Here is a 23,729-nt window from a genome sequence, read left to right on the forward strand (position 1 = left end):
AGCGCACTCCTCAGCGGGTCCGGTCCGCTGCGCCGCTCCGTGCGAACTTCACCCGGAAGAGGTTTCAGCTCAGGCCACCGAAAAGCGTGGTCACGGAGCCGTCGTCGAAGACTTCACGGATCGCCCGGGCCAGCAGCGGGGCGATGGACAACACAGTGATCTTGTCGAGCCGCTTCTCCGGCGGCAGCGGCAACGTGTTCGTCACCACGAGCTCGCTGATCCGGCTGTTCTTCAGCCGCTCGGTCGCCGGGTCGGAGAGCAGGGCGTGCGTCGAGGCCACGATCACGTCGGCCGCGCCCTCGTCCCAGAGGATGTCGGCCGCCTTGGTGATCGTGCCGCCGGTGTCGATCATGTCGTCGACGATCAGGCAGACCCGGCCCTCGACCTCGCCGACCACCCGGTTGGCCACGACCTGGTTGGGCTTGAGCGGGTCACGGGTCTTGTGGATGAACGCCAGCGGGCAGCCGCCCAGCCGGTCGGTCCACCGCTCGGCCACGCGCACGCGACCTGAATCGGGCGCGACCACTGTCATCGGCCGGCCCGCGTACTTCTTCTGCACGTGCTCGGCCAGGATGTCCATCGCGAACAGGTGGTCCACCGGACCGTCGAAGAACCCCTGGATCTGCGCCGTGTGCAGGTCGACCGTGAGGATCCGGTTGGCACCCGCGGTCTTCAGCAGGTCGGCCACCAGGCGGGCCGAGATCGGCTCGCGGCCGCGGTGCTTCTTGTCCTGCCGCGAGTACGGGTAGAACGGCAGCACCACGGTGATGCGCTTGGCCGACCCGCGCTTCAGCGCGTCGATCATGATGAGGGTTTCCATGACCCAGCGGTTGACGCCCTCGGTCACCGACTGCACGACGAACGCGTCCGAACCACGGACCGAGTCCTTGAACCGGACGAAGATCTCACCGTTGGCGAACTCGTACGAGTCGGCGGGGGTCGGCGCGACGCCGAGCACCTGGCCGATCTCGTCCGCCAGCTCCGGGAAACCACGTCCGGAGAAAAGCATCAGACTCTTACGGTTCTCCGCGACGATGCTGCCCATCGGCTCGCTACTCCCGTTGGATCGAGGGGGTGGGGATGTGATCGAGTGAAGTATCCCCCGGGGCCACCGAAGCGCCACGTTACGCGGGCACCGGGTGGGATGCCTCACCCCCAGCGGATCACTCCTGGTCAGAACGGGTTCACCCGGCCGTTACCGCACCACCGAGCGCACCTGGATCATCACCGTTCGAGCGCGCCGACGGACCGTCCTGTCGGATAGCCGCCACCGGCCGGTGTACCCACCAGCCTCCCCTAGTTACCGCGCGGCCGCACGGCGTTCGCTTTTTGCACAGGAACCGCCCGGACTTTGCACAGCGACGGCCCGGGCGGATGCCGCCCGGGCCGTACGTCTCAAGCCTCTTTACTCCGCCTCGGAGATTTCACCCTCGCCGGCCTGGGCCGCCTCGAAGCGCTCGGCCGCCTCGGCCGACACCGTGCCGGCCCGGCGGCGCGCCACCCAGCCCTCCACGGCCCGCTGCGGCGCCCGGGTCACGGCCAGGCTGCCCGCCGGCACCGTGCCCGAGATCGCGCTGCCCGCGGCCACGTACGCACCCGGCTCGATCGTGGCCGGCGCGATCAGCACCGAGTCGGAGCCGACGAACGCGGCCTCGCCGACGGTCGTGTGGTGCTTGTTGACGCCGTCGTAGTTGGCGAAGATCGTGCCCGCGCCGATGTTGGACTTGGCGCCGATCGTGGCGTCACCCACGTACGACAGGTGCGGCACCTTGGCCCCGTCGCCGAGTTCGGCGTTCTTGGTCTCGACGAAGCCGCCGACCTTGGCCTTGCGGCCCAGCCGGGTGCCCGGGCGCAGGAACGAGAACGGGCCGACCGTCGCCTCGTCGCCGACCTGGGCGCCGATCGAGTGGGTACGCAGGACCACCGCGCCCGCGCCCACTGTCGTGTCGATGAGCGTCGTGTCCGGGCCCACGATCGCCCCGGCGGCCACAGTGGTGGCCCCGAGCAGCTGCGAGTTCTGGTCGATCTCGGCGTCCGGCTCGAGCGTCACCGTCACGTCGATCCAGGTCGTCGACGGGTCGAGGATCGACACCCCGCGGCGCATCCACGCCTCGTTCACCCGGTCACGCAGCAGGGCCCGCAGCTTGGCCAGCTCGGCCCGGTCGTTGCAGCCCAGCGTCTCCTGCGCGTCGGGCGCCACGAAGACGCCGACCGGGTCGCCGGCCGAGGCCAGCAGGCCGAAGACGTCGGTGAGGTATTCCTCGCCCTGGTCGTTGTCGGTGGACAGCTTCGAAAGCGCCTCGCGCAGGGAAACCACGTCGAACGCGTAGATGCCCGCGTTGATCTCGCGGATCGCCTTGACCTCGGCCGACGCGTCGCGCTCCTCGACGATGCGCTCCAGGTTGCCGGCGGCGTCGCGCACGATGCGGCCCAGGCCGGTCGGGTCGGGCACCTCGGCCGCCAGCACGGTCGCGCCGCGCTCACCGGCCTCGTGCGCCTCGATCAGGTTGGACACCGTCTCGGGGCGCAGCAGGGGCACGTCACCGTTGAGCACGACGACCGTTCCGGTCGCCTCGGGCACGGCCTCGAGGGCGATGCGCACCGCGTGACCGGTGCCGTTCTGCTCGGCCTGCAGCACCGGCACGGCGCTCGGGGCGATCTCGGTGAGGTGCGCTTTGACCTGGTCGGCCTTGTGGCCGACGACGACGATCACCTGCTCGGCGCCGGCCGGCTCGGCGGCGGCCAGCACGTGCCCGACCAGGGTGCGGCCCAGCATCGGGTGCAGGACCTTGGGCGTCGCGGACTTCATCCGCTTACCTTCACCGGCGGCAAGAACGACGACGGTACGACGAGGGGCCTGGCTCACGCGGTACTCCATTGCTCGCAGTAGAGAGATTTACGCAGAGAGGCGGCGCCAAACACAGCCGCGGAGAGACTGCTCCCGGAAGAGGATTCGAACCCCTATAAACGGCACCAAAAGCCGCGGTCCTACCATTAGACGATCCGGGACCATTCGGACTTTTCCCACTGGGGATCCATCCACCGGTCACATCTTAGCGGCACGCTCGCGATGCTCATCGGCCGCAATCCCGACAGTCCCCATCCGACCGCCCCGCCACCGCACCCTTGACCGGACTGAAGGCTGGCAGGATGGCCGGGTGACGGATCCCCTCGACGACGAGCGCCCCCGCACCCGCCGCCAGCGGCCGCCGGCGGCCCCCCGGGTCCGCATGTCGGCCGCGCAGCGGCGGGAGCAGCTGATCGCGATCGGCCGCCAGTTGTTCGCCGAGCGTGGCTTCGACGCGACCAGCGTGGAAGAGGTGGCGGCCCGGGCCAAGGTCTCCAAGCCGGTGGTCTACGAGCACTTCGGCGGCAAGGAGGGGCTGTACGCGGTGGTCGTCGACCGCGAGGTCCGCGCCCTGCTCGACCGGATCACGGCCGCGCTGACCGCGGGCCACCCGCGCGAACTGCTGGAACAGGCCGCGCTGGCCCTGCTCGACTACATCGAGGACGAGCCGCACGGCTTCCGGGTGCTGGTGCGCGAGTCGCCGGTGCTCGCCCCGGCCGGCACCTTCTCCAGTGTCATGAACGACGTGGCCCACCAGGTGGAGCACATCCTGGGCGACGAGTTCCGCAGCCGCGGCCTCGACCCGAAATTCGCCGAGCTCTACTCGCAGGCGCTGGTCGGCATGGTGGCGCTGGTCGGCCAGTGGTGGCGTGAGGCCCGCAAGCCGAAGAAGGAGATGGTCGCGGCCCACCTGGTCAACCTGGCCTGGAACGGCCTGTCCAACCTCGAGCCGAAACCGGCCCTGATCACCCGCAAGGTGAAATGACAGAAGGCCCGCCGATCGGCGGGCCTTCTGTTCCGGCGAAGATCAGGCGGTACGGCCCTCGCGCACCTGGCGCGGGGCGCCGGCCTTGCTGGGCGCGGCCACCTTGCTGTACAGACCGGCGGTGATGAGGATGACGCCGGCCAGGTAGGTGACGACGACCGTGGACACCGTGAAGCCGAAGAAGTTGGCGTCGGTACGGCTGGCGGCCAGCTCGTAGCTGCCGATCACCAGCAGCGTCCAGCCGACGTACTTGTCGGCCTCGACGTCGAGGTTGCGGCCGATCGCGCTGGTGGCCAGGACGATCGCGCCCAGGATCAGCGAGATGATCGACCACAGCAGGTTGGTGCCCTGCCCGAGGGCCCGCTCGGTGTTGTCACCGGTGAAGCTCTCGCCGGAGGTCTGGATGAACCCGACGATCGCGAACACCACGAGGTACGCGCCGACCAGGAGGCCGAGCGCGCGGTACAGCGGCCGCAGCGGGTGGTTTACCGGGGTGTGCGCCATGGTGTCCGTCTCCAAGGTCAGGTGTTGTACACGCCGATTCTCGCGTATCCCGGTCAAGCGGCGCAGGCACACCCCCCGGATCAGTTACCGGGCACCTGCTCCGCGAGCTCCAACCAGGCCTCCTCGACCGCGGCGCGCTCCTCTTGTACCGATTTGAGCTGCGCGTCCAACTCTACGATCTTGCCGTAGTCGCTGCCGTGCTGAGCCAGGCTTTCGTTGATCTTCAGCACGCGCTCGTCGAGCTTGGCCAGCTGCCGTTCCAGCTTGGCCAGGTCCTTGCGAGCCTGGCGCACCTCGGCCGCGGAGAGGCCACTCGCGCTTTCCGCGCTCTTCTGCGGTACGCCGGTGGCCACGCCCGCCGCCGGGCCCAGGCCGGACGCGGCCCGCGACAGGTATTCGTCGATGCCACCGGGCAGGTGCACCAGACGGCCGTCGCCGAACATCCCGTACGCGGTGTCGGTGACCCGCTCGACCAGGTAGCGGTCGTGGCTGGCCACGATCATCGTGCCCGGCCAGGAGTCGAGCAGGTCCTCCAGCGCGGCCAGGGTGTCGGTGTCGAGGTCGTTCGTCGGCTCGTCGAGCAGCAGCACGTTCGGCTCGGTGGCGAGCAGGCGCAGCAGCTGCAGCCGCCGGCGCTCACCGCCGGACAGGTCGCTGACCGGCGTCCAGATCCGCTTGTCGGTGAAACCGAACACCTCGGCCAGCTGACCGGCCGACAGCTCCCGGTCGCCGAGCTTGACCCGCTTGGCGACCTCCTCGACCGCCTCGAGCAGGCGCAGCTCGCCCGGCAGCTCCTTGAGCTCCTGCGACAGGAAGGCGGCCCGCACGGTCGAGCCGGTGACCAGGCGCCCGCCGTCCGGCTTGGTGACCCCGGCCAGCAGGCGCAGCAGCGTGGTCTTGCCGGCGCCGTTGGCGCCCAGAATGGCGAACCGGTCACCCGGCCCGACCTGCCAGGTCAGGCCCTTGAAGATCGGCTTGGGGCCGGCGTTGAGGGTGACGTCCTCGAGGTCGTACACCTGCTTGCCGAGCCGGCTGGTGGCCAGTTTCTGCAGGCTCACGGTGTCACGCACCGGCGGCACGTCGGCGATCAGCGCGTTCGCGGCGTCGATGCGGAACTGCGGCTTCGACGTACGGGCCGGCGGGCCCCGCCGCAGCCAGGCGATCTCCTTGCGCAGGAGGTTCTGCCGCCGGGCCTCGACGACGGCGGCGACCCGCTGCCGCTCGGCCCGGGCCAGGGTCCAGGCGGCGTAGCCACCCTCGTACGTGTGCACCTGCTCGTCGACGACCTCCCAGGTCGCCGTGCAGACCGCGTCGAGGAACCAGCGGTCGTGGGTGACCACGACGAGCGCGCCGCGGTGGGTCGACAGCAGGTAGCGGGCGAGCCAGTCGACACCGGCCACGTCGAGGTGGTTGGTGGGCTCGTCGAGGATCAGCAGGTCGCTCTCGCGCACGAGCAGCGCGGCCAGCGCGACCCGGCGGCGCTCGCCACCGGACATCGGGCCGACCGGCGTGTCGAGGCCGAGATAGCCCATGCCGAGGCCGTCGAGGATGGCACGCACCCCGGCGTCGCCGGCCCACTCGTGCTCGGCGCCCATGCCCTCGGACAGCCAGGCGGTGCCGAGCACGACATCGCGCACGGTCGCCTCGGCGGCGAGCGTCAAGGTCTGCGGAAGGGTGGCCACCCGCACGTCGCGCCGGTGGGTGACCCGGCCCGAGTCGGGTTCCTCGCTCTTGGCGAGCATGCGGAGAAGGGTCGACTTGCCGGCCCCGTTGAGGCCGACGATGCCGACGCGGGCGTCGTCGTCGAGGCCGAGAGAGACGTCGGTGAGCAGCTGACCGGCGGCGCCATAGCCCTTGGAGACCCGGTCGAGGTTGATGATGTTTGCCACGATGCGGTCTAGGTTACCCGCGCGCCCGGCATCGGCCCCCGCGCGGTGACCGCCTCCCGGCACACCCCGGCCGCGTTGATCGCGGCCGCGACCTGAGCCGCGTGCTTCGCGTCGGTGGCCAGGAAGACGCAGGTGGGTCCCGACCCGGAAACCAGGCCGGCGACCGCCCCGGCCCGCTGACCAGCCTGAAGCACCTCGGTCAGCTCGGGCCGCAGCGCGAGCGCGGCCGGCTGAAGGTCGTTGCCGAGGGCGGCGCCGAGCACGGCCGGGTCACGCTGGCGCAGGGCGGTCATCAGCTCGTCCGGATCGCCCAGCGCCTTCGGCGGGAAGGAACTGTCGCGCAGCTCGTCGAGCTTGCGGTAGACGGCCGGCGTGGAGAGACCCCCGTCGGCGATGGCGACGACCCAGTGCCAGGTGGTGGGCCGGGCCAGGATCGGGCTGACGGTCTCACCGTGCCCGGTGCCCAGCGCCGTACCGCCGTGCAGAAGGAAGGGAATGTCGGACCCGAGAGTGGCACCGACCTCGGCCAGCTCGTCACGCGACAGCCCGGTCCCCCAGAGCAGATCACAGGCGATCAGCGCGGCCGCCGCGTCGGCGCTGCCCCCGGCCAGCCCACCGGCGAGCGGAATGGTCTTCCGCAGATGCAACCGCGCGTACGCGGGCATCCGCGTCCGCGCCGCGAGCGCCTTGGCCGCCCGAATGATCAGGTTGCTCTCGTCCAGCTCCAGCGCGCCGGTGCCCTCCCCCTCCATGGTGAGGGTGAGCGTGTCCCCGGCCCGCGCCGTCAGCTCATCGAACAGGCTGATCGCGTGATAGACGGTGTTCAGCTCATGGAACCCGTCCGTCCGCAGCGGCCCGACCCCGAGATGAAGATTGATCTTCGCAGGAACCCGCACCCGCACCGGCCCGTGATGCCGCCGCGGCTCGTCATCGTCCGGCCCCCATGCCTCCGTCACGGAGTGATTTCCCGGATAGGAAGCTTGATCTCGAACGGCATGGTGAGCTCCAGCTCGGTGTCCGAGTCGGCAGCCAACTCATAACGGCCGTCGACGAGGTCGTAGGCGTACACATGGACCGGATCCTGCTCGATACGCCAGAAATGCGAGACACCTGCCGCCGCATATTCCGAAGGCTTCTCGAATCGATCCCGTCGCTTGGTACCGGGCGAGACGATTTCGACCGCGATGACCACCTGCTCGGGAAGGAAGAAATGATTGACGGTCGGAACGGGATGCCGCAGCAACAGGACATCCGGTTCGAGACTGTCCCGTAGACCGACAGCGACGCCGACGGCTGTGCCGGGGATGAACATGTCAGCGGGAGCATTCTGCCGGAACCACATCCACAGCAGGTTCCCGATGGTCTGGTGACCGAAGGTCGGGGAAGGGACCACGATCATGACTCCGTCGCGGAGCTCGACACGGGGGGCGTCGTCCGGCAGGGCAAGGACGTCCTCGAGGTAGTGATTGGCCAAACGCTGCCTGATGGGGTCGGGCGACCACATGACATGACCCGTCGGCTCGGCGCTCATGAGTCCACCTCCTCGGCCTGTGCGTCGGTCGGGCTGAGCTTACCGCCGGAGGGCGACTGTCTCGCCGCCCCGGCGATCGCGGCGAACTGCTCGACGGTCAGCGACTCGCCGCGGGCCTGCGGGCTGATCCCGGCCGCCACCAGCAGCTTCTCGGCCCGGTCGGCGCCGCCGGCCCAGCCCGACAGTGCGGCCCGCAGGGTCTTGCGCCGCTGGGCGAACGCCGCGTCCACGACTGCGAAGACCGCCGGCCGATCGATGTCACCCGGAGGAGTGCGCGCACTGAAGGCGACCAGCCCGGAGTCCACATTGGGCACCGGCCAGAACACCGCCGGTGGCACCTTGCCCGCCGGCCGGGCCTCGGCGTACCAGGCCAGTTTCACCGACGGAACCCCGTACACCTTGGAACCCGGACCGGCGACCAGCCGGTCGGCGACCTCCTTCTGCACCATGACGAGGCCGCCGCGCAGTGTCGGCAGCTCGGCGAGCAGGTGCAGAACCACCGGAACCGCCACGTTGTACGGCAGGTTGGCCACGAGCATCGTCGGCGCCGGCTCGAAATCCGCGGCCCGCACATGCAGGGCGTCGGCCTGGTGCACGGACAGGTGCGCGTCCGAGACGGTCTCCGGCAGCGCGGCGGCCAGCCTCGGATCGATCTCCACGGCGTGCACGTGCCGGACCGCGCCGACCAGGCCGAGGGTGAGCGAACCCAGCCCCGGACCCACCTCGAGCGCCACGTCGTCGGGCCGCAGACCGGCCGCGGCGACGATGCGCCGGATCGTGTTCGGGTCGTGCAGGAAGTTCTGGCCGAGCTTCTTGGTCGGCGCCACGCCGAGACGGGCGGCCAGGTCCCGGATCTCCGCCGGGCCGAGAAGTGCGTCAGCCATGGGTTCAGAGCGTACGGGGAAGGCCGCCGCGGGGTACAAACGAGCCATGAGCGAGTTGCTGGCGTTACGCGGGGTGGTCGAAGCCACCCCTGAGGCGGTGTCCGCGGTCCTGCTCGACGTGCGCCCGGGCGGCCGCTCCCCGATCGCCGTCACGGGCACGATCGAGGAGACGGACATCGGGGACCAGTTCGAGGTCGTTCAGGACGGCAGCAAAATCACCGTGGCGGTCGACCGGGCGGCCCGCTCGGTGACCATCGAGGGCGCCTGGTGGTACCGAGGGGTCACCTCGGTCGAGCCGGACGACCGGGGCAGCCTGGTCCGCTTCCGCATGTTCAACATCGCTCAGGGCAACGGCTGGGCGGTCCGCTTCGTCTCCCGGGGCCCGATCAACGCCGCCCCGCGTGAATTCGCCGCCCTCCTCACCCGCCTGGGCACCGAGCTCAACGCCAAGGCCTGGGTCGACTAGCTCCACGGGCCGAAGACGCGGTCGCCGTTGGCGGAGATGGCGGCGCACAGCTCGTCCACGTCGTCGCCGCGGGTTTCGGCCAGGGCCCGGACCGTCAGCGGGATCAGGTACGAGGCGTTCGGGCGGCCCCGGTGCGGGACCGGCGTCAGGTAGGGCGCGTCCGTCTCCACCATGATCTGCCCAGGCGGGGTCAACGCGGCCGCCTCGCGCAGGTTGCCGGCGCTGGCGAACGTCACCGTGCCCGCGAAGCTCAGGTAGAAGCCTCGCCGTACGCACTCGCCGGCGAACGCCGCGTCGCCCGAGAAGCAGTGCATGACCACCGTGTCCGGCGCTCCTTCGGCGTCGAGCACCCGCAGCACGTCGTCGTGGGCGTCCCGGTCGTGGATGATCAGCGCCTTGCCGTACCGCTTGGCGATGGCGATGTGCGCCCGGAAGCTCTTCTCCTGCGCTTCGCGACCTTCTTCGCCCGTACGGAACGTGTCCAGCCCCGTCTCGCCGATGCCCCGCACCCGCGGCTCGGCGGCCAGCGCCTCGATCACCCGCAGCGACTCGTCCAGGTCGGCCAGCAGGGGCGCGTCGTTGGGGTGCAGCGCGACCGCGGCCAGCACCGACGGGTGGCGGGCGGCCAGTTCGGCGCCCCAGCGGGAGGACGCCTCGTCGACGCCGACCTGCACGATCCGGTCGACGCCCGCCTTGGCCGCCGCGGTGATCAGGGCTTCGACCGGGTCGGCGCCGGGACCTCCGGGCACGCCCGCCTCCTGGATCGTGATGTCCAGGTGGGTGTGGCTGTCGAAGACCGGGACGGCGAGCGGTTCCGGGGCGGCGGGGAACTCGCCGGCGCGCCGGGCGGCCTTCTTCCGGCGGGATTCTGACGGTGACGTTGACATGTGAGACATTCTGCACTTGGACCCGGGCGACACCGTTTGTTCACCTGGGGTCAACCGGTGTCCCCTACCTTCACTGACCGTGACTGTGACCGGCGAGGACAGTGTGATCGGCTCTGATCCGCTCGAGCCGCCCCTGTCCGCACCGCTGCGCCGCGACCTCAGCTGGCAGCAGGTTCTGCGGATGGCCCAGTCGGCCGACCACCGCAACGACCCGCTGCTGCGCCAGATCCGGGCGACGGCCGCCATCCACCGGGGCACCCGGATGACCAAGGTGCTGTCTGCGGCTCAGGTCGCCGGTCATCTCGGCGGCTGGCTTCCGTACGGCTTCTGCCACCGCTCCTGCGACATCGCCCACCTCAGCGATCCGCGCGACCTGGCGCTGCTGCGCACCGACGGCACGGCCGACGACGAGGTGGCGTTCGCGCTGCGCTGGCGGGCCACCGACCCGATCGACTACGAGGTGCCGGCCGGGCCGGCCCAGCCGGGGCTGCCGATGCTGCCGGCGCACTCGCGCGTCGGGGCGATGGTTCTCGGCACCGGCTTCACGCCGAGCAATGAGGATCTTGTACCGGAGTACGTCACCGCCGGTTTCGCCGACCTGCCGATGCCGGCCAACGCGCAGATCATCGCGTACGTGCCGGGCGGCGAGGAGGTGCTGCTCTACACGTATCAGCCGGAGCAGCACGGGTGGCTGCGCCTGGCCGGCCCGCGCTGGCGGGGCCTGCTCGACAACCTGCCCGGGGTGAGCCCGGACCGGGAGTACGTGCCCTGCACGACGCCCGGCTCGGCCAAGCTGGTCGGCACGATAAAGGACAAGGAGTACGAGGCGGTGGCCGATCCGCCGAACGAGTTCCGCGTCCGCGCGCTGACCCGCGCCGCCCGCTACCCGGTGTCGACGCTGAGCCGCCGCGCCGAGCAGGCCCTGTGGCGCGGCGTGCCCTGCTGGGTGTTGCAGCGCGACGACGCGTGGGCCCGGCTGCGCCTGATCCGCCCGGACGCCGATGCCCTCAACAACACCGGCGCCCGCTGCTACGAACGGGGCGTGTACGAGGCCTGGGCCCCGGTCGGCGAGCTGGCGGACCACCACATCGCCGACATCCCCTATGCCCTCTAGCCCAGACGGGCCAGCTCTTCCTCGACTACTGACGGCTCGAGCTTCTTGAAGACCGGCTTCGGCGCGCTGAGCGGGGTGCCGGCGACCAGCGGGACGGACTCCCAGCGGGCGCCGACCGTGTAGTCGCCCCGCAGGACCGGGTACGACGGGCCGCCGTCCAGGTCGTCCACCTCGTCGATGCGCGGCATCGGCGCGTGCACGCCCTCGCCGCCGAGCAGCTCGAAGACCTTCTGCGCGGAGTGCGGCAGGAACGGGGTCAGGATCGTGTTGGCGTCGCTGACCACCTGGAGCGCCACGTGCAGGATGGTGGCCTGGCGGGGCTTGTCCTCCTCGGACTTCAGCTTCCAGGGCGCCTGCTCGGAGAGGTACTTGTTCGCCTCGGCGACGACCTTCATCGCCTCGCCGATGGCCGCTTTCTGCCTGTGCTTGGCGATCAGCTCACCGACCGTACCGAAACCGGCCCGGGCCACCGCCAGCAGCGCCTCGTCCTCGGCCGTCAGCTCGCCGGCCTCGGGAATGGCCCCGAAGTTCTTGGCCGCCATCGAGATCGACCGGTTGACCAGGTTGCCCCAGCCGGCCACCAGCTCGTCGTTGTTGCGGCGGACGAACTCGGCCCAGGTGAAGTCGGTGTCGTTGGACTCGGGGCCGGCGGCGGCGATGAAGTAGCGCAGGGCGTCGGCGTCGTAGCGCTCCAGGAAGTCGCGCACGTAGATGACGACCCGGCGCGAGGAGGAGAACTTCTTGCCCTCCATGGTCAGGTACTCGCTGCTGACCACCTCGGTCGGCAGGTTGAGCCGGCCCAGCTCGCCCGGCTCGCCGCCCTTGTCGCCCTCGCCCGAGTAGCCGAGCAGCAGCGCCGGCCAGATCACCGAGTGGAAGACGATGTTGTCCTTGCCCATGAAGTAGTAGGCCAGGGAGTCCTTGCCGGCGCCGTCGGCCGACCACCACTTGCGCCACGCCTCGGGGTCGCCGGAGCGGCGGGCCCACTCGATCGAGGCCGACAGGTAGCCGATGACGGCGTCGAACCAGACGTAGATGCGCTTGTCGTTGCGGTCGCGCCAGCCGTCGAGCGGGATCGGCACGCCCCACTCCAGGTCGCGGGTGATGGCCCGGGGCTGGAGGTCGTCGAGCAGGTTACGGGAGAACTTCAGGACGTTGGGCCGCCAGTTCTCCCGCTGGTCGAGCCAGTTGCCGATCGCCTCGGCGAAGGCCGGCAGGTCGAGGAAGAAGTGCTCGGTCTCGACGAACTCCGGGGTCTCGCCGTTGATCTTGGAGCGCGGGTTGATCAGCTGCTCCGGGTCGAGCTGGTTGCCGCAGTTGTCGCACTGGTCGCCGCGGGCGCTCTCGTAGCCGCAGATCGGGCAGGTGCCCTCGATGTAGCGGTCGGGCAGCGTACGGCCGGTGGAGGGCGACTTCGCACCCAGCGTCGTCCGGGCGACGATGTAGCCGTTGCGGTGCAGCGCGCCGAACAGCTCCTGGACCACGGCGTAGTGGTTGCGCGTGGTGGTGCGGGTGAACAGGTCGTACGACAGACCGAGGCCGTGCAGGTCCTCGACGATGACCCGGTTGTACCGGTCGGCGAGCTCGCGCGGGGTCACCCCGTCGGCGTCGGCCTGCACCTGGATGGGCGTGCCGTGCTCGTCGGTGCCGGAGACCATGAGCACGTCGTGACCGGCCATGCGCATGTAACGGCTGAAGACGTCGGAGGGCACCCCAAAGCCGGACACATGACCGATGTGGCGCGGGCCGTTGGCATAGGGCCAGGCGACCGCGGCGAGAACGTGACTCATGAGGTACAAGCGTAGTGAGCCGCCCCATCACACTGCGACGGGATTCGCTCCGCCCTCAGCGAGATCCTTATTTATTACGACACGCCCGAATTTGAACGCGATCACCGCTCGCCCTCGTAGTCCAATGGAAACGTGCTCGGAGACACGCCACAGCCTGGGGAAACGCCGCGCAGCGAGGGCGACCCGTGGTCGTTCGCCGATCCCGACGCGGCCTGGTGGCGCGGCGAGACCGACCGGCCTTCCCGCCCCCGCCACCCGCGCCGCCGCCCTCCGTCCGCCACCAAGGACCAAGAGAGTTCCGGCGGTACGGGGGTCCTCGAGCCACCAGGCACGAAGACCCACACCGGCGAGGCAGCCGACGCCCACGCGGCCGCCGCCCAGGACGTAGCCGAGGCGCTGGACCCGACCGCGTCCCCTCGCCCCACCACACCCGCGGCGGAACTCACCGCGCCAGCGACCGCCGCGGCCCTGCTTCCACCGGTCGAGAACCCGCCCCTCGAGGCCCCACCCTCGGCCGCCCCGGCGCCCGTCGTCGCGTCGGCCAGTCCGCCGGCCGAGGCAGTCGCCCGTTTCGTCGCCGTCGAGCGGGACCACGACCGCCCGGACCCGCACCGCTACGACCCGCTGCGCCCGCCCGCCGGTTACACCCCCAAGAGGACGGCCGCCGGCACTCTCCCGTCCGCCGAGACGGCGGCGGAGCAGCCGGGCGCCGCCGTGGGGCAGCAACCTGACATCGCCATCACACAGCCGTCCACCGGCTCAGCGGCACAGGCGGCCGCTGCCGTAGTGGAGCAGCCGCCCGCTGCCGCCGAGCCGGCGTCCGCCGGTGTCGAGGCCGGGTCGCCCACGGCCGACGTTGCGACGGCGTCCTCCGCGGCGGAAGCCGGGTCGCCCGCGGCCGATGCTGCCACCGCGCCCCCCGCTGCCGAAGCCGGGCCGTCCGGTGCCCGGGCCCCGGGCACCGTGACGCCGCCGCCCGCCGATCAGGATGTGATGGTTCTGCCCGAGCCGAGCGCGCGCAACCGGCCCACCGTGCCGCTCGAGCCCGGGGCCGCGCCCGCCCGGCCGCCGGTTGTGCGGCGGCCCCGGCAGGGTGGCGCCCATGTCCGGCCGACCGAACCGCTGCCGCCGCCGACCGGGTCGCCGGCCACCGACGCGCGGCTGGAACGGCTCGAGAACTCGCCTTTCTGGCACGACCGGGTCGACGACACGATCGAGGTCATGCCCGAGGAGCCCCGCCGCCTTCCCGGCCGGCCCCGGCACAGCCGCCGCTCGGCCGGTCTGCCCCTCTCGGCCCAGGTCTCCCTGGTCGCTCTGGGCCTGGTCGCCGCCTTCTTCGCCTGGGTCAGCGCCGAACCGTTCTGGCTCGCCGTCGGCCACGGCGACCTCGGCCACGCCACCACCACCGTCTGCACCGGCACCGGCGTCACCCAGCGCTGCGCCGGCCAGTTCACCGCCGAGGACGGCAGCTACACCATCGCCCGGGTGACCCTGCTCGGCGTGGAGGGCACCGGCCGGCAACCGGGCGCTGTCACTCCGGCCAAGATGGTCAGCCCGGACAGCCAGCAGGCCTACCTGGGCGGCACCGGGGCCCTGCTGCAACTGCGCTGGCTGCTCGGCTTCGCCCTGGTGCTTCTCTGCGGGTACGCCATCGCCGGCGTCACCCGGGCGCGTCAGCTGCCGTCGGCGCGGGCGCGCCGGGCCGCCATCCTGCTCAGCCTGGCCGGACCCCTCGCCCTGCTCGCCGGCTTCCTCGCGGCGGCGTACTAAGAGGCCTACTGGTGCACCAGCGCGTACACCTCGCGCTTCTTCACCCCGTACTCGTCGGCCACGGCCTGGATCGCGTCCCGGCGCGACTGGCCGGCGGCCTCGTGGGCGGCCACCGCCGCGCGCAGGTCCTCGTCGGCCGGGCGTTCCGCGGGCCCGGCCGGCGCGCCGCCCACGACCAGGGTGATCTCGCCCCGGAACTCGTCGCGGGCCGCGTGCTCGGCCAGGGCGCCCAGCGTGTCGCGGCGGATCTCCTCGTACGTCTTGGTCAGCTCGCGGCAGACCGCCGCCGGCCGATCCGCGCCGAAGATCGCGGCCAGGTCGGCCAGGGTGCCCGCGATGCGGTGCGGCGCCTCGAACAGGACCAGCGTGCGCGGTTCGCCGGCGAGTTCGCGCAGCCGGGAGCGACGGTGCGAGCCCGTACGGGGAAGGAAGCCCTCGAAGACGAAGCGGTCGCTGGGCAGGCCGGAGAGCGCCAGAGCGGTGGTGACCGCGCTCGGCCCGGGCGCCGCGGTCACCGGGTAGCCGGCGTCGAGGGCCGCGCGGACCAGCCGGAAGCCCGGGTCGGAGACGCTGGGCATGCCCCCGTCGGTGACCACCGCGACGACGGCGCCGCCGGCCAGGGCTTCGACCAGTTCGGGCGTACGTCTCTCGTCGTTGCCCTCGAAATAGGAGACGACACGCCCGGAGACCGTGACGCCCAGATCGCGGGTGAGCCGGGCCAGTCGGCGCGTGTCCTCGGCGGCGATCACGTCCGCCGTGGCGAGGACCTCGCGCAGTCGTGTGGAGGCGTCGCCGACGTTGCCCAGCGGCGCGCCGAGCAGCACGACCCGGCCGGAAGCGTTCTCTGCGGATGACACGACGGAAAGTCCATCACATGACGCGCCGCGGCGACGGCGGGCGTCGACTCTCAGACGTACCTTCTACGATCCTGGGGTGACTACGGCGGCGACAGCGGAGAAACAGATCACCCCGGAACCGCCCGTTGCGGCCCCCGAGTCCGGTGGCGTGCGCGCGGTTCCCGAGGTCGTCCGGCGGCGGCTGGCCACGCTCGACAACTGGCTCAATCCGCATTCGTGGATCGTCACCGGCGTGATCGTGGTGATCGCCGCGATCCTGCGGCTCAACGGGATCAGTAGCCCGAAGGGGTACATCTTCGACGAGGTGTACTACCCGACCGACGCCTGGGACATGCTCCAGCACGGCGTCGAGTGGGACGAGAAGACCAACGGCCCGGCGTACGTGGTGCATCCACCGCTGGGCAAATGGCTGATCTCCGTCGGCGAGATGATCTACGGCAACCACGAGCTGGGCTGGCGGCTCATGCCGGCGATCGCCGGCACGTTGATGATCCTGGTGCTGATCCGCGTCGCCTACCGGCTGTTCCACTCGGTGCTGCTGGCCGGCCTGGCCGGGCTGCTGATGACGCTGGACGGCTTCCAGCTGGTCCTCTCGCGCACGTCGCTGCTCGACATCTTCCTCGGCCTGTTCGTGCTGATGACCTTCGCCGCGATGGTGCTCGACCGCGACCACTACCGGCGGAGCCTGCTGCGGGCGCTGGAGAACGGGTTCGATCCGGAGAAGACGGCGGCGGTGCCCCGCATCGTGCCGTGGTGGCTGCTGGTGGCCGGGGTGACCTTCGGGATGGCCTGCGGCGTGAAGTGGAGCGCCCTGGCCTTCGCGCCGTTCTTCGCGGCGCTGGTGATCGTCTGGCGGGTGCAGGGCCGCCGCTCGGCCGGGATCAAGGGCCCGTTCCTGGCCGGCATCATCGGTGATCTCGGCTGGCTGCTCCTGAGCCTGGTCATCAGCTTCGTGATCTACCTGGCCGCCTGGACCGGCTGGTTCGTCACCGACGACGGCTACTTCCGGCATTACCGGGAGGCGAACGGGCTCAGCGAACCACCGTTCCTGGGCGCGCTGATGAACCTGTGGCACTACCACTCCGAGGCGTACAAGTTCCACAGTGGGCTCACCGAGCGGCACGTCTACCAGTCGTGGCCGTGGCAGTGGCTGCTGCTGGGCCGGCCGGTCGCCTTCTACTGGAACAACGGCGGCGACTGCGGTGCGCCGAGCTGCGCCCGCGAGGTGCTGCTGCTGGGCACGCCGATCCTGTGGTGGTCGTTCCTGCCGGCGCTGGCCGCCCTGGTCTGGTTCGGTTTCGCCCGCCGCGACTGGCGGGCCTGGGCGATCGGCACCGGCGCGGTGGCCGGCATCCTGCCCTGGTTCTACTACGCCATCAAGGACGGCCGGACGATGTTCTCGTTCTACGTCCTGCCCGCCCTGCCGTTCCTGATCCTGGCGGTCGTCTACGTGCTCGGCGCCATCATGACGCCACGGGAGGGCATAGCGACCGGTCGGGGCCGCACGGACCGGCAGCTGATCGGCACGATCGCGGTCACGGCGTACGTGGTCCTGGTGGCGGTCTGCTTCGCCTACTTCTATCCGATCTTCGTGGGCCACATTCTTCCGTACGACAGCTGGTCGCAACGAATGTGGCTGGGCGGCCGCTGGATCTAGGCGGTCGTCCGGACCTCGCCACCGCGCCGGTAGTGCTCGACACTGCCGGCGCGAGTCGTCTCAAGCGCCGGAACAGAGAGAAAGCAAGAGCGCGCCCCGATCGCCTGCCACGGGGGAAGCGGGCGATAGGGGCGCGCACCTCAAAGCTTAACGACCTCCGATGTCAGGCACAACGGGTCGCGTGCCGAACTTTCAAATTTCGATCAAGCCGTTTGGACAAACCGGACAAAGGCCAATAAGCTTATTTAGTACGGCATATCGACTCGCGAATAGGCTTCGGCTTTTAGCCTCTTTCACTGTCGTCAAAGCGACAGTTAACAGTTGTCCGAACTCGCGTAACCTCAATTCATTCGCCATTGCACCGCTGCTCAGAGCGTTGCCTTTTCCAGCGGCACATACCAGCCCCCATCTGGTCAAACGTAGACGCTCATCATTTCGGCTGATTCTTGTACGGCGATCATCCGTCACCCTCAAGAGTGAGGGCCCTCAAGATCGCCATAAATATTTTTAAGCTCGCCGCGTGACTTCGCACGAGCCAGAAAACCCGCAATTCGCCGCGAACGAAATCCCCGACACCGAGGTGATCTCTGTTTCGCAGCCCGCCCCGGTGTTCGTGGACAGCACCGGGCGCCGCAGCAGGTTCTTGCGGCGGCTCGCCTACGCCTTCGGCGCGCTGGTCATGGTGTACGGCGGCCTGATCAGCGTGAGCCTGGCCGGCGGTCCGGTCCGCTCCAGCGCGGTGCTGCCCCTTCCCGGCCTGGAACCCGAGGAGAAGGAGACCAAGGCGCCGGCCCCGGCGCCACCGGCGCCCAGCCCGACGCCGAGCCCGAAGGCGACGGCCGTCTTCGTGGCCGAGGCCCGCCGGACCCCCGAGCGCCGCCTCGCGCCGCGACTCGAGTCGGCCCGGGTGCCGACGGCGTCGTCCCGGCCGCCGTCGGCCACCTCGAAGCCGGCCCGGACCACCAAGCCGGCGCCGAAGCCGAAGCCGACGACCTCGCGGCCGCTCGAGTCGGGCGTCGTGACGACCCCGCCGACGACGCCGACCACCACCGGCCCCGGCCCCACCACTCCGCCGCCGTCCACCAAGCCGCCGGCCGCGCCCGAGCCCCCCGCCCCGAACACCGGCGGCGGCACAGGCGCCGGCGGCGGAACCGGTGGCGGCACGGGCACCGGGGGCGGCACGGGCACCGGGGGCGGCGGGACCGGCGGTGGCGGCGGCGGAAGCGCCGTCAAGGACGACCCGAGCCCGAGCCAGACCGGCTCGGGCTCGTCCAACTCCGGCTCCGGTTCCGGCTCGTCGTCCGGCGGCTCCACTTCCGGCGGCTCCACTTCCGGCGGCTCCACTTCCGGCGGCTCATCCTCGGGCGGCTCATCCTCGGGCGGCTCGTCCTCGGGCGGCTCCGCTTCCGGTGGCTCCACTTCCGGCGGCTCGACTTCGGGCGGCAGCGGAGGGGGGTCGGGCACGAGCGGTGGCGGATCCGGCACCTCCTCGGGCGGCGCCACGACCTCGGCGCCGGAACCCCCCTCCGACGTACTCACTCCCAAGGTGCCTTCGTGACCCCTCCCGCCATGCCCACCCGGCGCGGCCGCGGCCGCGCTCGCGGCCCCGTCCGCCGCCGGCTGCTGCCCGCGCCCCGCGTCCTGCTCGGCACGCTGCTGCTCGGCGTCTTCATCGCGGTGCTCATCGTGCAGGCGTACGTGAACGCCGAGTTCAAGGGCGACCACGCCGAGTCCGAGGTCGGCGACCAGGCCGGCGTACCCCGGGAGATCCTCGGCGGCGGGCCGGTCATCAACACCACCGGCGGCCAGGAGAGCACCAGCCGCATGCCGGCCAAGACCATCGCGCTGACCTTCGACGACGGCCCCGACCCGACCTGGACGCCCCGGGTCCTCGACGTGCTGAAGCGGTACGACGCGCACGGCACGTTCTTCGTGGTCGGTTCCGAGGTGTCCCGCCATCCGGCGCTGGCCAAGCGGGTCACCGACGAGGGCAACGAACTCGGCCTGCACACGTTCACCCACCCCAACCTGCAGCTGATCGCGCCGTGGCGGCGCACCCTGGAGCTGTCGCAGACGCAGGTCGCGATCGCCCGCGCCACCGGCGTGCACACCAACCTGGCCCGTTTCCCCTACTCGTCGAAGACGGCGGCGATCGACGAGACCAACTGGAGGATCGTCAAGGACGCCGGCCGGCAGGGCTACCTGGTGGTCGTCAACGACCTGGACAGCGAGGACTGGCAGCGGCCGGGCGTGCCGGCGATCGTCAAGAACGCGACGCCGAGCGGCGGCGCGTCGGCGATCGTGCTCTTCCACGACGCCGGCGGCGACCGCTCGCAGACCGTTCAGGCGCTGGAGCGCTACATCCCGATGATGCAGGCCCGGGGCTACCGCTTCACCACTGTCACCGAGGGCCTCAACGGGACCATCGCCGAGAGCAACAAGTCCGCCGCCGCCAAGGCCGCTCCGGTGCCGTTGCTGGCCGAGAACCCCGAGGCCCCCGGCACCGACGTCTGGCGCGGCCTGGCGGTGATCTGGACGGTCCGCCTCGCGGACGGGCTGGTCTGGGTCATCGCGGGTCTGTTCCTGCTGGTCGGGACGCTGACCATCGGCCGTACGGCGTTGTTGTTGCTGCTTGCGACCCGGCATGCCCGGCAGCGCCGCAAGCCCGGCTGGAGCTGGGGCCCGCCGGTCGTCGAGCCGGTGTCGGTGATCGTGCCCGCGTACAACGAGAAGGAGGGCATCGAGGCCGCCGTCCGCTCGCTGGCCGGTGGCGACTACCCGGACATCGAGGTGGTGGTCGTCGACGACGGCTCGACCGACGGCACCGCCGCCCTGGTCGAGCAGATGCGGCTGCCCAACGTCCGGGTCGTCCGGGTGCCCAACGGCGGCAAGTCGAACGCCCTGAACACCGGCGTGGCACTGGCCAAGCACGACCTGATCGTGACCGTCGACGGGGACACGATCTTCGAGCCGGACTCGATCCGCGAGCTGGTCCAGGCGTTCGCCGACCCGAAGGTGGGCGCGATCGCCGGCAACGTCAAGGTCGGCAACCGGGAGCGGATGGTCGCGGCCTGGCAGCACATCGAGTACGTGATCGGCTTCAACCTGGACCGGCGGCTGTACGAGGTGCTGGGCTGCATGCCGACCGTGCCGGGCGCGATCGGCGCGTTCCGCCGCGAGGCGCTGGCCCAGGTCGGCGGGATCAGCGACGAGACGCTGGCCGAGGACACCGACGTCACCATCGCGCTGCTGCGGGCCGGCTGGAAGGTCGTCTACGCCGAGAAGGCCAAGGCCTGGACCGAGGCCCCGGCCACGCTGGAGCAGCTCTACCGCCAGCGCTACCGGTGGAGCTACGGGACCATGCAGGCGATGTGGAAGCACCGCCGGGCGCTGTGGGACTCCGGCCCGTCGGGCCGCTTCGGGCGGGTCGGCCTGCCGTTCCTGGCGCTGTTCGGGGTGGCTCTGCCGATGTTGGCCCCGGTCGTCGACATCATGCTCGTCTACGGCCTGGTCTTCTGGGAGCTCGAGGAGACCGTGGTCGCCTGGCTCGGCATGCTCGCCCTCCAGCTGTTCACCGCGGCGGTGGCGTTCCGCTTCGACCGGGAGTCGCTCAAACCGCTATGGCGGCTGCCCCTTCAGCAGTTCGCCTACCGGCAGCTGATGTATCTGGTGTTGATGCAGTCGGCGACCACCGCGCTGACCGGCGGCCGGCTGCGCTGGCACAAGCTGCACCGGGCCGGGCTCGGCGCCCGGGCCGACGCGGTGGTGGTGCCGGCCGGCCGGGACGTCGCCCCGGTCGTGGACACCTGGCCGTCCACGCTCGGCCAGGGTCGCGGCGACCAGCATCCGGCGTCGGGCCGCGCGCTCGCCCGTCCGGTGGTCCCGTCGCAGCCGGCCCGTACGGCCGAGCTCGACCCCCGCGATCTTCCGTCAGCCGGCTCGCCCCCGGGTGGCGGCTCGGGCCCGGTACGCACCGGGTGATCGTCGGCTCGTGCCCCGCTGGATCTGCAGCCGGGCGGGGCACGAGCCGATGTGCTCACAGAACGACCGAATCAGACGGGGGGTTCGCTGATCCACAAACCAGACGTATCGGATGTTTATGGATATGTACGCCTCACTTCGCCTGCCGTACGGTACAAGTTCATTCAGAATTCATCTTCAGGCCCTGTTTCTGTCCGGCTGGGCCAGGCAACATCGCCAAGTCCCCCGCGCTCCTCGCAGGAACTGGTGTCATGCTGCCGCTCCTCTGCTCACCGTCTCTGTCACGTCCCGGTGAGGGAGCGAGGTGACTCCGCGGCTGAGCATCGTCGTCCCGTTCTACAACGTCGAGCGGTACATAGGGGACTGCCTGGACTCGCTGTCCCGGCAGACTTTCACCGACTTCGAGGTCATCCTCGTCGACGACGGCTCACCGGACGGTAGCGCCGAGATCGCGCGGGCACACTGCGAGGCTGACCCCCGATTCCGGATCGTCACCCAGGAGAACCAGGGTCTCGGCCCGGCGCGCAACACGGGCGTCAAGCACGCGCAGGGCGAGTACCTGACGTTCGTCGACAGCGACGACCTGATCCCCCGCTACGCGTACGAGATCATGGTCCGCTCCCTCGACGAGACCGCCTCGTCGCTGGCCGGCGGAAACGCGCGGCGGTTCAACAACACCTACGGCGTACGCCAGTCGTACGTGCACCGCGCCGGCTACGGCAAGCTGCGCCCGGCCACGCACATCTTCGACCACCCCGGCCTGGCCATCGACCGCATGGTGTGGAACAAGGTCTACCGCCGCAGCTTCTGGGACCAGTTCAAGTACGAGTTCCCGGCGATCCGCTACGAGGACTACCCGGTCACCCTGCGCGCCCACCTCGACGCCGTGACCGTCGACTGCCTCGCCGTGCCGGTCTACTACTGGCGCGAGCGCGAGTCGGGCGAGTCGATCACCCAGCTCAAGTTCCAGTTCGCCAACATCGAGGACCGGGTCGTCTCGGCCGAGATGGTGCTCGACCTGGTCGACAAGCGCGCTCCCGAACTGCGCGGCGAGGTGCACCGTCACCTGGCCACGGTCGACCTGACCACCATCGTGCAGTCGTTCGCCTCGGCGGCCGACCACGAGATGACCCCGCTGCTCGCCCTGGGCAAGCGGCTCAGCGGCCGGCTCGACCCGGCGGTGCTGGCCGAGTCGTCGACCTTCGCCCGGCTGGAGTACGAGGCCCTGCAGGCCGGCGACGCCGAACTGCTCCAGAGCCTGGCCCGCTTCCGGGCCGACGGCGGCCTGCGCGGCGGTGTCCGGGCCCGCCGGCACCCCCGGCTCCCCTGGCGGTACGAGGGTCAGTACCCGGGCCTGCGCGACGGTTCCAAGGTCGACCCGTCGCTCTACACGCTGCCCCGGGCCGAGCTCGACGTCCGCACCGCGGTGCGCGACCTCTCCTGGACCGACGACGCGCTGGTGCTGCACGGCACGGCCGAGATCGCCCACCTGCCCAGCACGGCCAAGTCGGAGATCCGGGTCGCGCTGACCTGGGGCCGGAACTCGCGGGACCTGCCGGTGGAGCGGCTCGTCGAGCACGACACCCACGGCGACGACCGCCCCGTCGGTTTCATCACCCAGATCCCCCGCAAGCTGCTCGCCTCGCTCGCCGATTCGGTCAAGAAAGCGCAGATCACGGTCGAGGTCCGCTCGCACGGCCTCAAGCGCCGCGGCGCCCTGTCCGCCGGCGGCCTCCAGTACCCGGTCGGCGACTGGGTCGGCGATGTGTGGGTGCAGCCGCTCAACGGCGGCGACGGCCGGGTCTTCCTCGAGTTCCGGCGCAACACGGTCGAGCTGACCACGGCCGAGGTCGAGGACGACGAGCTGGTGCTGACCGGCCGGCTGGCCTCCCGCCTGGAGGAGCCCGAGCTGCGCCTGAGCCACTCGCTCGGCGCCATCAACGTGCCGATCCAGCGGGTCCGGCAGAGCGCCATGGACGACTTCACGGCCCGGGTGCCGCTGGACGAGCTGATCGGCGTGACCGAGCCCGATGACCCGTTCCTGCTGCGTACGGTCCTGGTGCCCCGCATGCACGACGGCAAGAACCAGTTCATGATGTCGATCACCGGCCTCGACCGGGGTGTGCTGGCCGAGCGCGGGGGCCGGGTGGTCGCGGTGAGCCGCTCCCCCGGCATGTACCTCAACCTGATCGAGGCGCCGGCGCAGGTCTTCGCCGACGACGTCGTGGCGGTTCCGGACGCCACCTATCTGAGCGTGTCCGGTCCGCGCTGGGCCGGCACCGACTACAGCCGGATCACCTGGCGCCGCTTCCTGCCGAACTCGGACGACGGGATCGACGCGCCGGCACAGGTCACCCTCGATGACGAGCGATGGACGGTGTCGACGAGACTGGACGACCTGTCCGAGGGTGAGGATCTGAACTGGGCCCTGTTCGCCTCGCCGGAGGGCGGTACGCCGTACGCCGTACAGGCCGACAGCTTCCTGGTGAGCCGGCTCCCCCGCCGGCTGGGCAAGCTGATCCTGCGGGCCCGCAGTGGCATCCTGCACCTGGAGATGGACTGATCC

18 protein-coding genes and 1 tRNA gene are annotated in these 23,729 nt (G+C 70.8%); 8 read left to right on the forward strand and 11 right to left on the reverse strand.

Annotated elements, in window-relative coordinates; translation table 11 throughout:
- Nucleotides 1-64: 64 nt before the first annotated feature.
- The 3 genes from ACGFJ7_RS05235 to ACGFJ7_RS05245 form a co-directional block, all read right to left on the reverse strand.
- Nucleotides 65-1,045, reverse strand: a complete 981-nt coding sequence (locus ACGFJ7_RS05235; RefSeq protein ID WP_203768357.1) for a ribose-phosphate diphosphokinase — start codon at nucleotides 1,043-1,045, stop codon at nucleotides 65-67.
- A gap of 360 nt (nucleotides 1,046-1,405) precedes the next feature.
- Nucleotides 1,406-2,866 carry a bifunctional UDP-N-acetylglucosamine diphosphorylase/glucosamine-1-phosphate N-acetyltransferase GlmU gene (gene glmU / locus ACGFJ7_RS05240; protein WP_360246713.1) on the reverse strand — a complete coding sequence of 487 codons (1,461 nt, stop codon included), beginning with the start codon at nucleotides 2,864-2,866 and terminating at the stop codon, nucleotides 1,406-1,408.
- A 72-nt stretch (nucleotides 2,867-2,938) separates the two neighbouring features.
- Nucleotides 2,939-3,009: transfer RNA gene (locus ACGFJ7_RS05245), tRNA-Gln, on the reverse strand.
- 221 nt (nucleotides 3,010-3,230) lie between these two features.
- On the opposite strand from ACGFJ7_RS05245, the gene ACGFJ7_RS05250 reads away from it, so the two are divergent.
- A complete protein-coding gene (locus tag ACGFJ7_RS05250; RefSeq protein WP_360248221.1) occupies nucleotides 3,231-3,833 on the forward strand; it encodes a TetR/AcrR family transcriptional regulator in 603 nt (200 codons plus the stop codon).
- A gap of 42 nt (nucleotides 3,834-3,875) precedes the next feature.
- Here the strand turns inward: ACGFJ7_RS05250 and ACGFJ7_RS05255 are convergent, their stop codons facing one another.
- The 5 genes from ACGFJ7_RS05255 to rsmA form a co-directional block, all read right to left on the reverse strand.
- Entirely contained in the window at nucleotides 3,876-4,352 is a 477-nt protein-coding gene (locus ACGFJ7_RS05255) for a DUF4383 domain-containing protein (protein WP_360246715.1), read from the reverse strand.
- 65 nt (nucleotides 4,353-4,417) lie between these two features.
- Entirely contained in the window at nucleotides 4,418-6,226 is a 1,809-nt protein-coding gene (locus ACGFJ7_RS05260) for an ABC-F family ATP-binding cassette domain-containing protein (RefSeq protein WP_360246716.1), read from the reverse strand.
- Nucleotides 6,227-6,234: 8 nt separating this feature from the next.
- Nucleotides 6,235-7,182 carry a 4-(cytidine 5'-diphospho)-2-C-methyl-D-erythritol kinase gene (locus ACGFJ7_RS05265; protein WP_360246718.1) on the reverse strand — a complete coding sequence of 316 codons (948 nt, stop codon included), beginning with the start codon at nucleotides 7,180-7,182 and terminating at the stop codon, nucleotides 6,235-6,237.
- On the reverse strand, nucleotides 7,179-7,757 hold the full coding sequence (locus ACGFJ7_RS05270; protein WP_360246720.1) for a Uma2 family endonuclease: 579 nt from the start codon (nucleotides 7,755-7,757) through the stop codon (nucleotides 7,179-7,181). The genes ACGFJ7_RS05265 and ACGFJ7_RS05270 overlap by 4 nt, the downstream gene beginning before the upstream one ends.
- A complete protein-coding gene (gene rsmA, locus ACGFJ7_RS05275; RefSeq protein WP_392640993.1) occupies nucleotides 7,754-8,641 on the reverse strand; it encodes a 16S rRNA (adenine(1518)-N(6)/adenine(1519)-N(6))-dimethyltransferase RsmA in 888 nt (295 codons plus the stop codon). The genes ACGFJ7_RS05270 and rsmA overlap by 4 nt, the downstream gene beginning before the upstream one ends.
- Nucleotides 8,642-8,687: 46 nt before the next feature.
- Between rsmA and ACGFJ7_RS05280 the strand changes: the two genes are divergently transcribed.
- Complete coding sequence (locus tag ACGFJ7_RS05280) at nucleotides 8,688-9,107, forward strand: hypothetical protein (protein WP_392640995.1); 420 nt, start codon at nucleotides 8,688-8,690, stop codon at nucleotides 9,105-9,107.
- Here the strand turns inward: ACGFJ7_RS05280 and ACGFJ7_RS05285 are convergent.
- Complete coding sequence (locus ACGFJ7_RS05285; RefSeq protein ID WP_360246726.1) at nucleotides 9,104-10,003, reverse strand: TatD family hydrolase; 900 nt, start codon at nucleotides 10,001-10,003, stop codon at nucleotides 9,104-9,106. The two genes, ACGFJ7_RS05280 and ACGFJ7_RS05285, sit on opposite strands and share 4 nt — an antisense overlap.
- Before the next feature lie 70 nt (nucleotides 10,004-10,073).
- Here ACGFJ7_RS05285 and ACGFJ7_RS05290 point away from each other — a divergent pair, with 70 nt between their 5' ends.
- Entirely contained in the window at nucleotides 10,074-11,108 is a 1,035-nt protein-coding gene (locus tag ACGFJ7_RS05290; RefSeq protein ID WP_360246728.1) for a hypothetical protein, read from the forward strand.
- On the opposite strand, the gene metG is transcribed toward ACGFJ7_RS05290, so the two are convergent.
- On the reverse strand, nucleotides 11,105-12,898 hold the full coding sequence (metG, locus tag ACGFJ7_RS05295) for a methionine--tRNA ligase (RefSeq protein ID WP_360246730.1): 1,794 nt from the start codon (nucleotides 12,896-12,898) through the stop codon (nucleotides 11,105-11,107). The genes ACGFJ7_RS05290 and metG overlap by 4 nt on opposite strands.
- Before the next feature lie 132 nt (nucleotides 12,899-13,030).
- On the opposite strand from metG, the gene ACGFJ7_RS05300 reads away from it, so the two are divergent.
- Nucleotides 13,031-14,668, forward strand: a complete 1,638-nt coding sequence (locus ACGFJ7_RS05300; protein WP_392640997.1) for a hypothetical protein — start codon at nucleotides 13,031-13,033, stop codon at nucleotides 14,666-14,668.
- Between the two features lie 5 nt (nucleotides 14,669-14,673).
- Here the strand turns inward: ACGFJ7_RS05300 and rsmI are convergent, their stop codons facing one another.
- Nucleotides 14,674-15,525, reverse strand: a complete 852-nt coding sequence (rsmI, locus tag ACGFJ7_RS05305; RefSeq protein ID WP_392640999.1) for a 16S rRNA (cytidine(1402)-2'-O)-methyltransferase — start codon at nucleotides 15,523-15,525, stop codon at nucleotides 14,674-14,676.
- Nucleotides 15,526-15,601: 76 nt separating this feature from the next.
- Between rsmI and ACGFJ7_RS05310 the strand changes: the two genes are divergently transcribed.
- The 4 genes from ACGFJ7_RS05310 (at nucleotide 15,602) to ACGFJ7_RS05325 (ending at nucleotide 23,726) form a co-directional block, all read left to right on the forward strand.
- Complete coding sequence (locus ACGFJ7_RS05310) at nucleotides 15,602-17,182, forward strand: phospholipid carrier-dependent glycosyltransferase (RefSeq protein WP_360246736.1); 1,581 nt, start codon at nucleotides 15,602-15,604, stop codon at nucleotides 17,180-17,182.
- Between the two features lie 520 nt (nucleotides 17,183-17,702).
- A complete protein-coding gene (locus ACGFJ7_RS05315) occupies nucleotides 17,703-18,740 on the forward strand; it encodes a hypothetical protein (RefSeq protein WP_392641001.1) in 1,038 nt (345 codons plus the stop codon).
- 11 nt (nucleotides 18,741-18,751) lie between these two features.
- The gene (locus ACGFJ7_RS05320; protein WP_360248223.1) at nucleotides 18,752-21,163 is read left to right on the forward strand and encodes a bifunctional polysaccharide deacetylase/glycosyltransferase family 2 protein; all 2,412 of its coding nucleotides are present in this window, start codon (nucleotides 18,752-18,754) and stop codon (nucleotides 21,161-21,163) included.
- Nucleotides 21,164-21,467: 304 nt separating this feature from the next.
- The gene (locus ACGFJ7_RS05325; RefSeq protein ID WP_360246740.1) at nucleotides 21,468-23,726 is read left to right on the forward strand and encodes a glycosyltransferase family 2 protein; all 2,259 of its coding nucleotides are present in this window, start codon (nucleotides 21,468-21,470) and stop codon (nucleotides 23,724-23,726) included.
- Nucleotides 23,727-23,729 lie beyond the last annotated feature (3 nt).

Source organism: Actinoplanes sp. NPDC048988, from assembly GCF_043197815.1.
In the GTDB taxonomy this organism is placed as follows: Bacteria; Actinomycetota; Actinomycetes; order Mycobacteriales; family Micromonosporaceae; genus Actinoplanes.

Excerpts from the sequence above, each read along its gene's own strand:
- ACGFJ7_RS05235 (WP_203768357.1), bottom strand. The coding sequence starts at position 1,045 with ATGGGCAGCATCGTCGCGGAGAACCGTAAGAGTCTGATGCTTTTCTCC.
- ACGFJ7_RS05250 (WP_360248221.1), top strand. The coding sequence starts at position 3,231 with ATGTCGGCCGCGCAGCGGCGGGAGCAGCTGATCGCGATCGGCCGCCAG.
- ACGFJ7_RS05270 (WP_360246720.1), bottom strand. The coding sequence starts at position 7,757 with ATGAGCGCCGAGCCGACGGGTCATGTCATGTGGTCGCCCGACCCCATC.
- rsmA (WP_392640993.1), bottom strand. The coding sequence starts at position 8,641 with ATGGCTGACGCACTTCTCGGCCCGGCGGAGATCCGGGACCTGGCCGCC.
- ACGFJ7_RS05280 (WP_392640995.1), top strand. The coding sequence starts at position 8,688 with ATGAGCGAGTTGCTGGCGTTACGCGGGGTGGTCGAAGCCACCCCTGAG.
- ACGFJ7_RS05285 (WP_360246726.1), bottom strand. The coding sequence starts at position 10,003 with ATGTCTCACATGTCAACGTCACCGTCAGAATCCCGCCGGAAGAAGGCC.
- metG (WP_360246730.1), bottom strand. The coding sequence starts at position 12,898 with ATGAGTCACGTTCTCGCCGCGGTCGCCTGGCCCTATGCCAACGGCCCG.
- ACGFJ7_RS05320 (WP_360248223.1), top strand. The coding sequence starts at position 18,752 with ATGCCCACCCGGCGCGGCCGCGGCCGCGCTCGCGGCCCCGTCCGCCGC.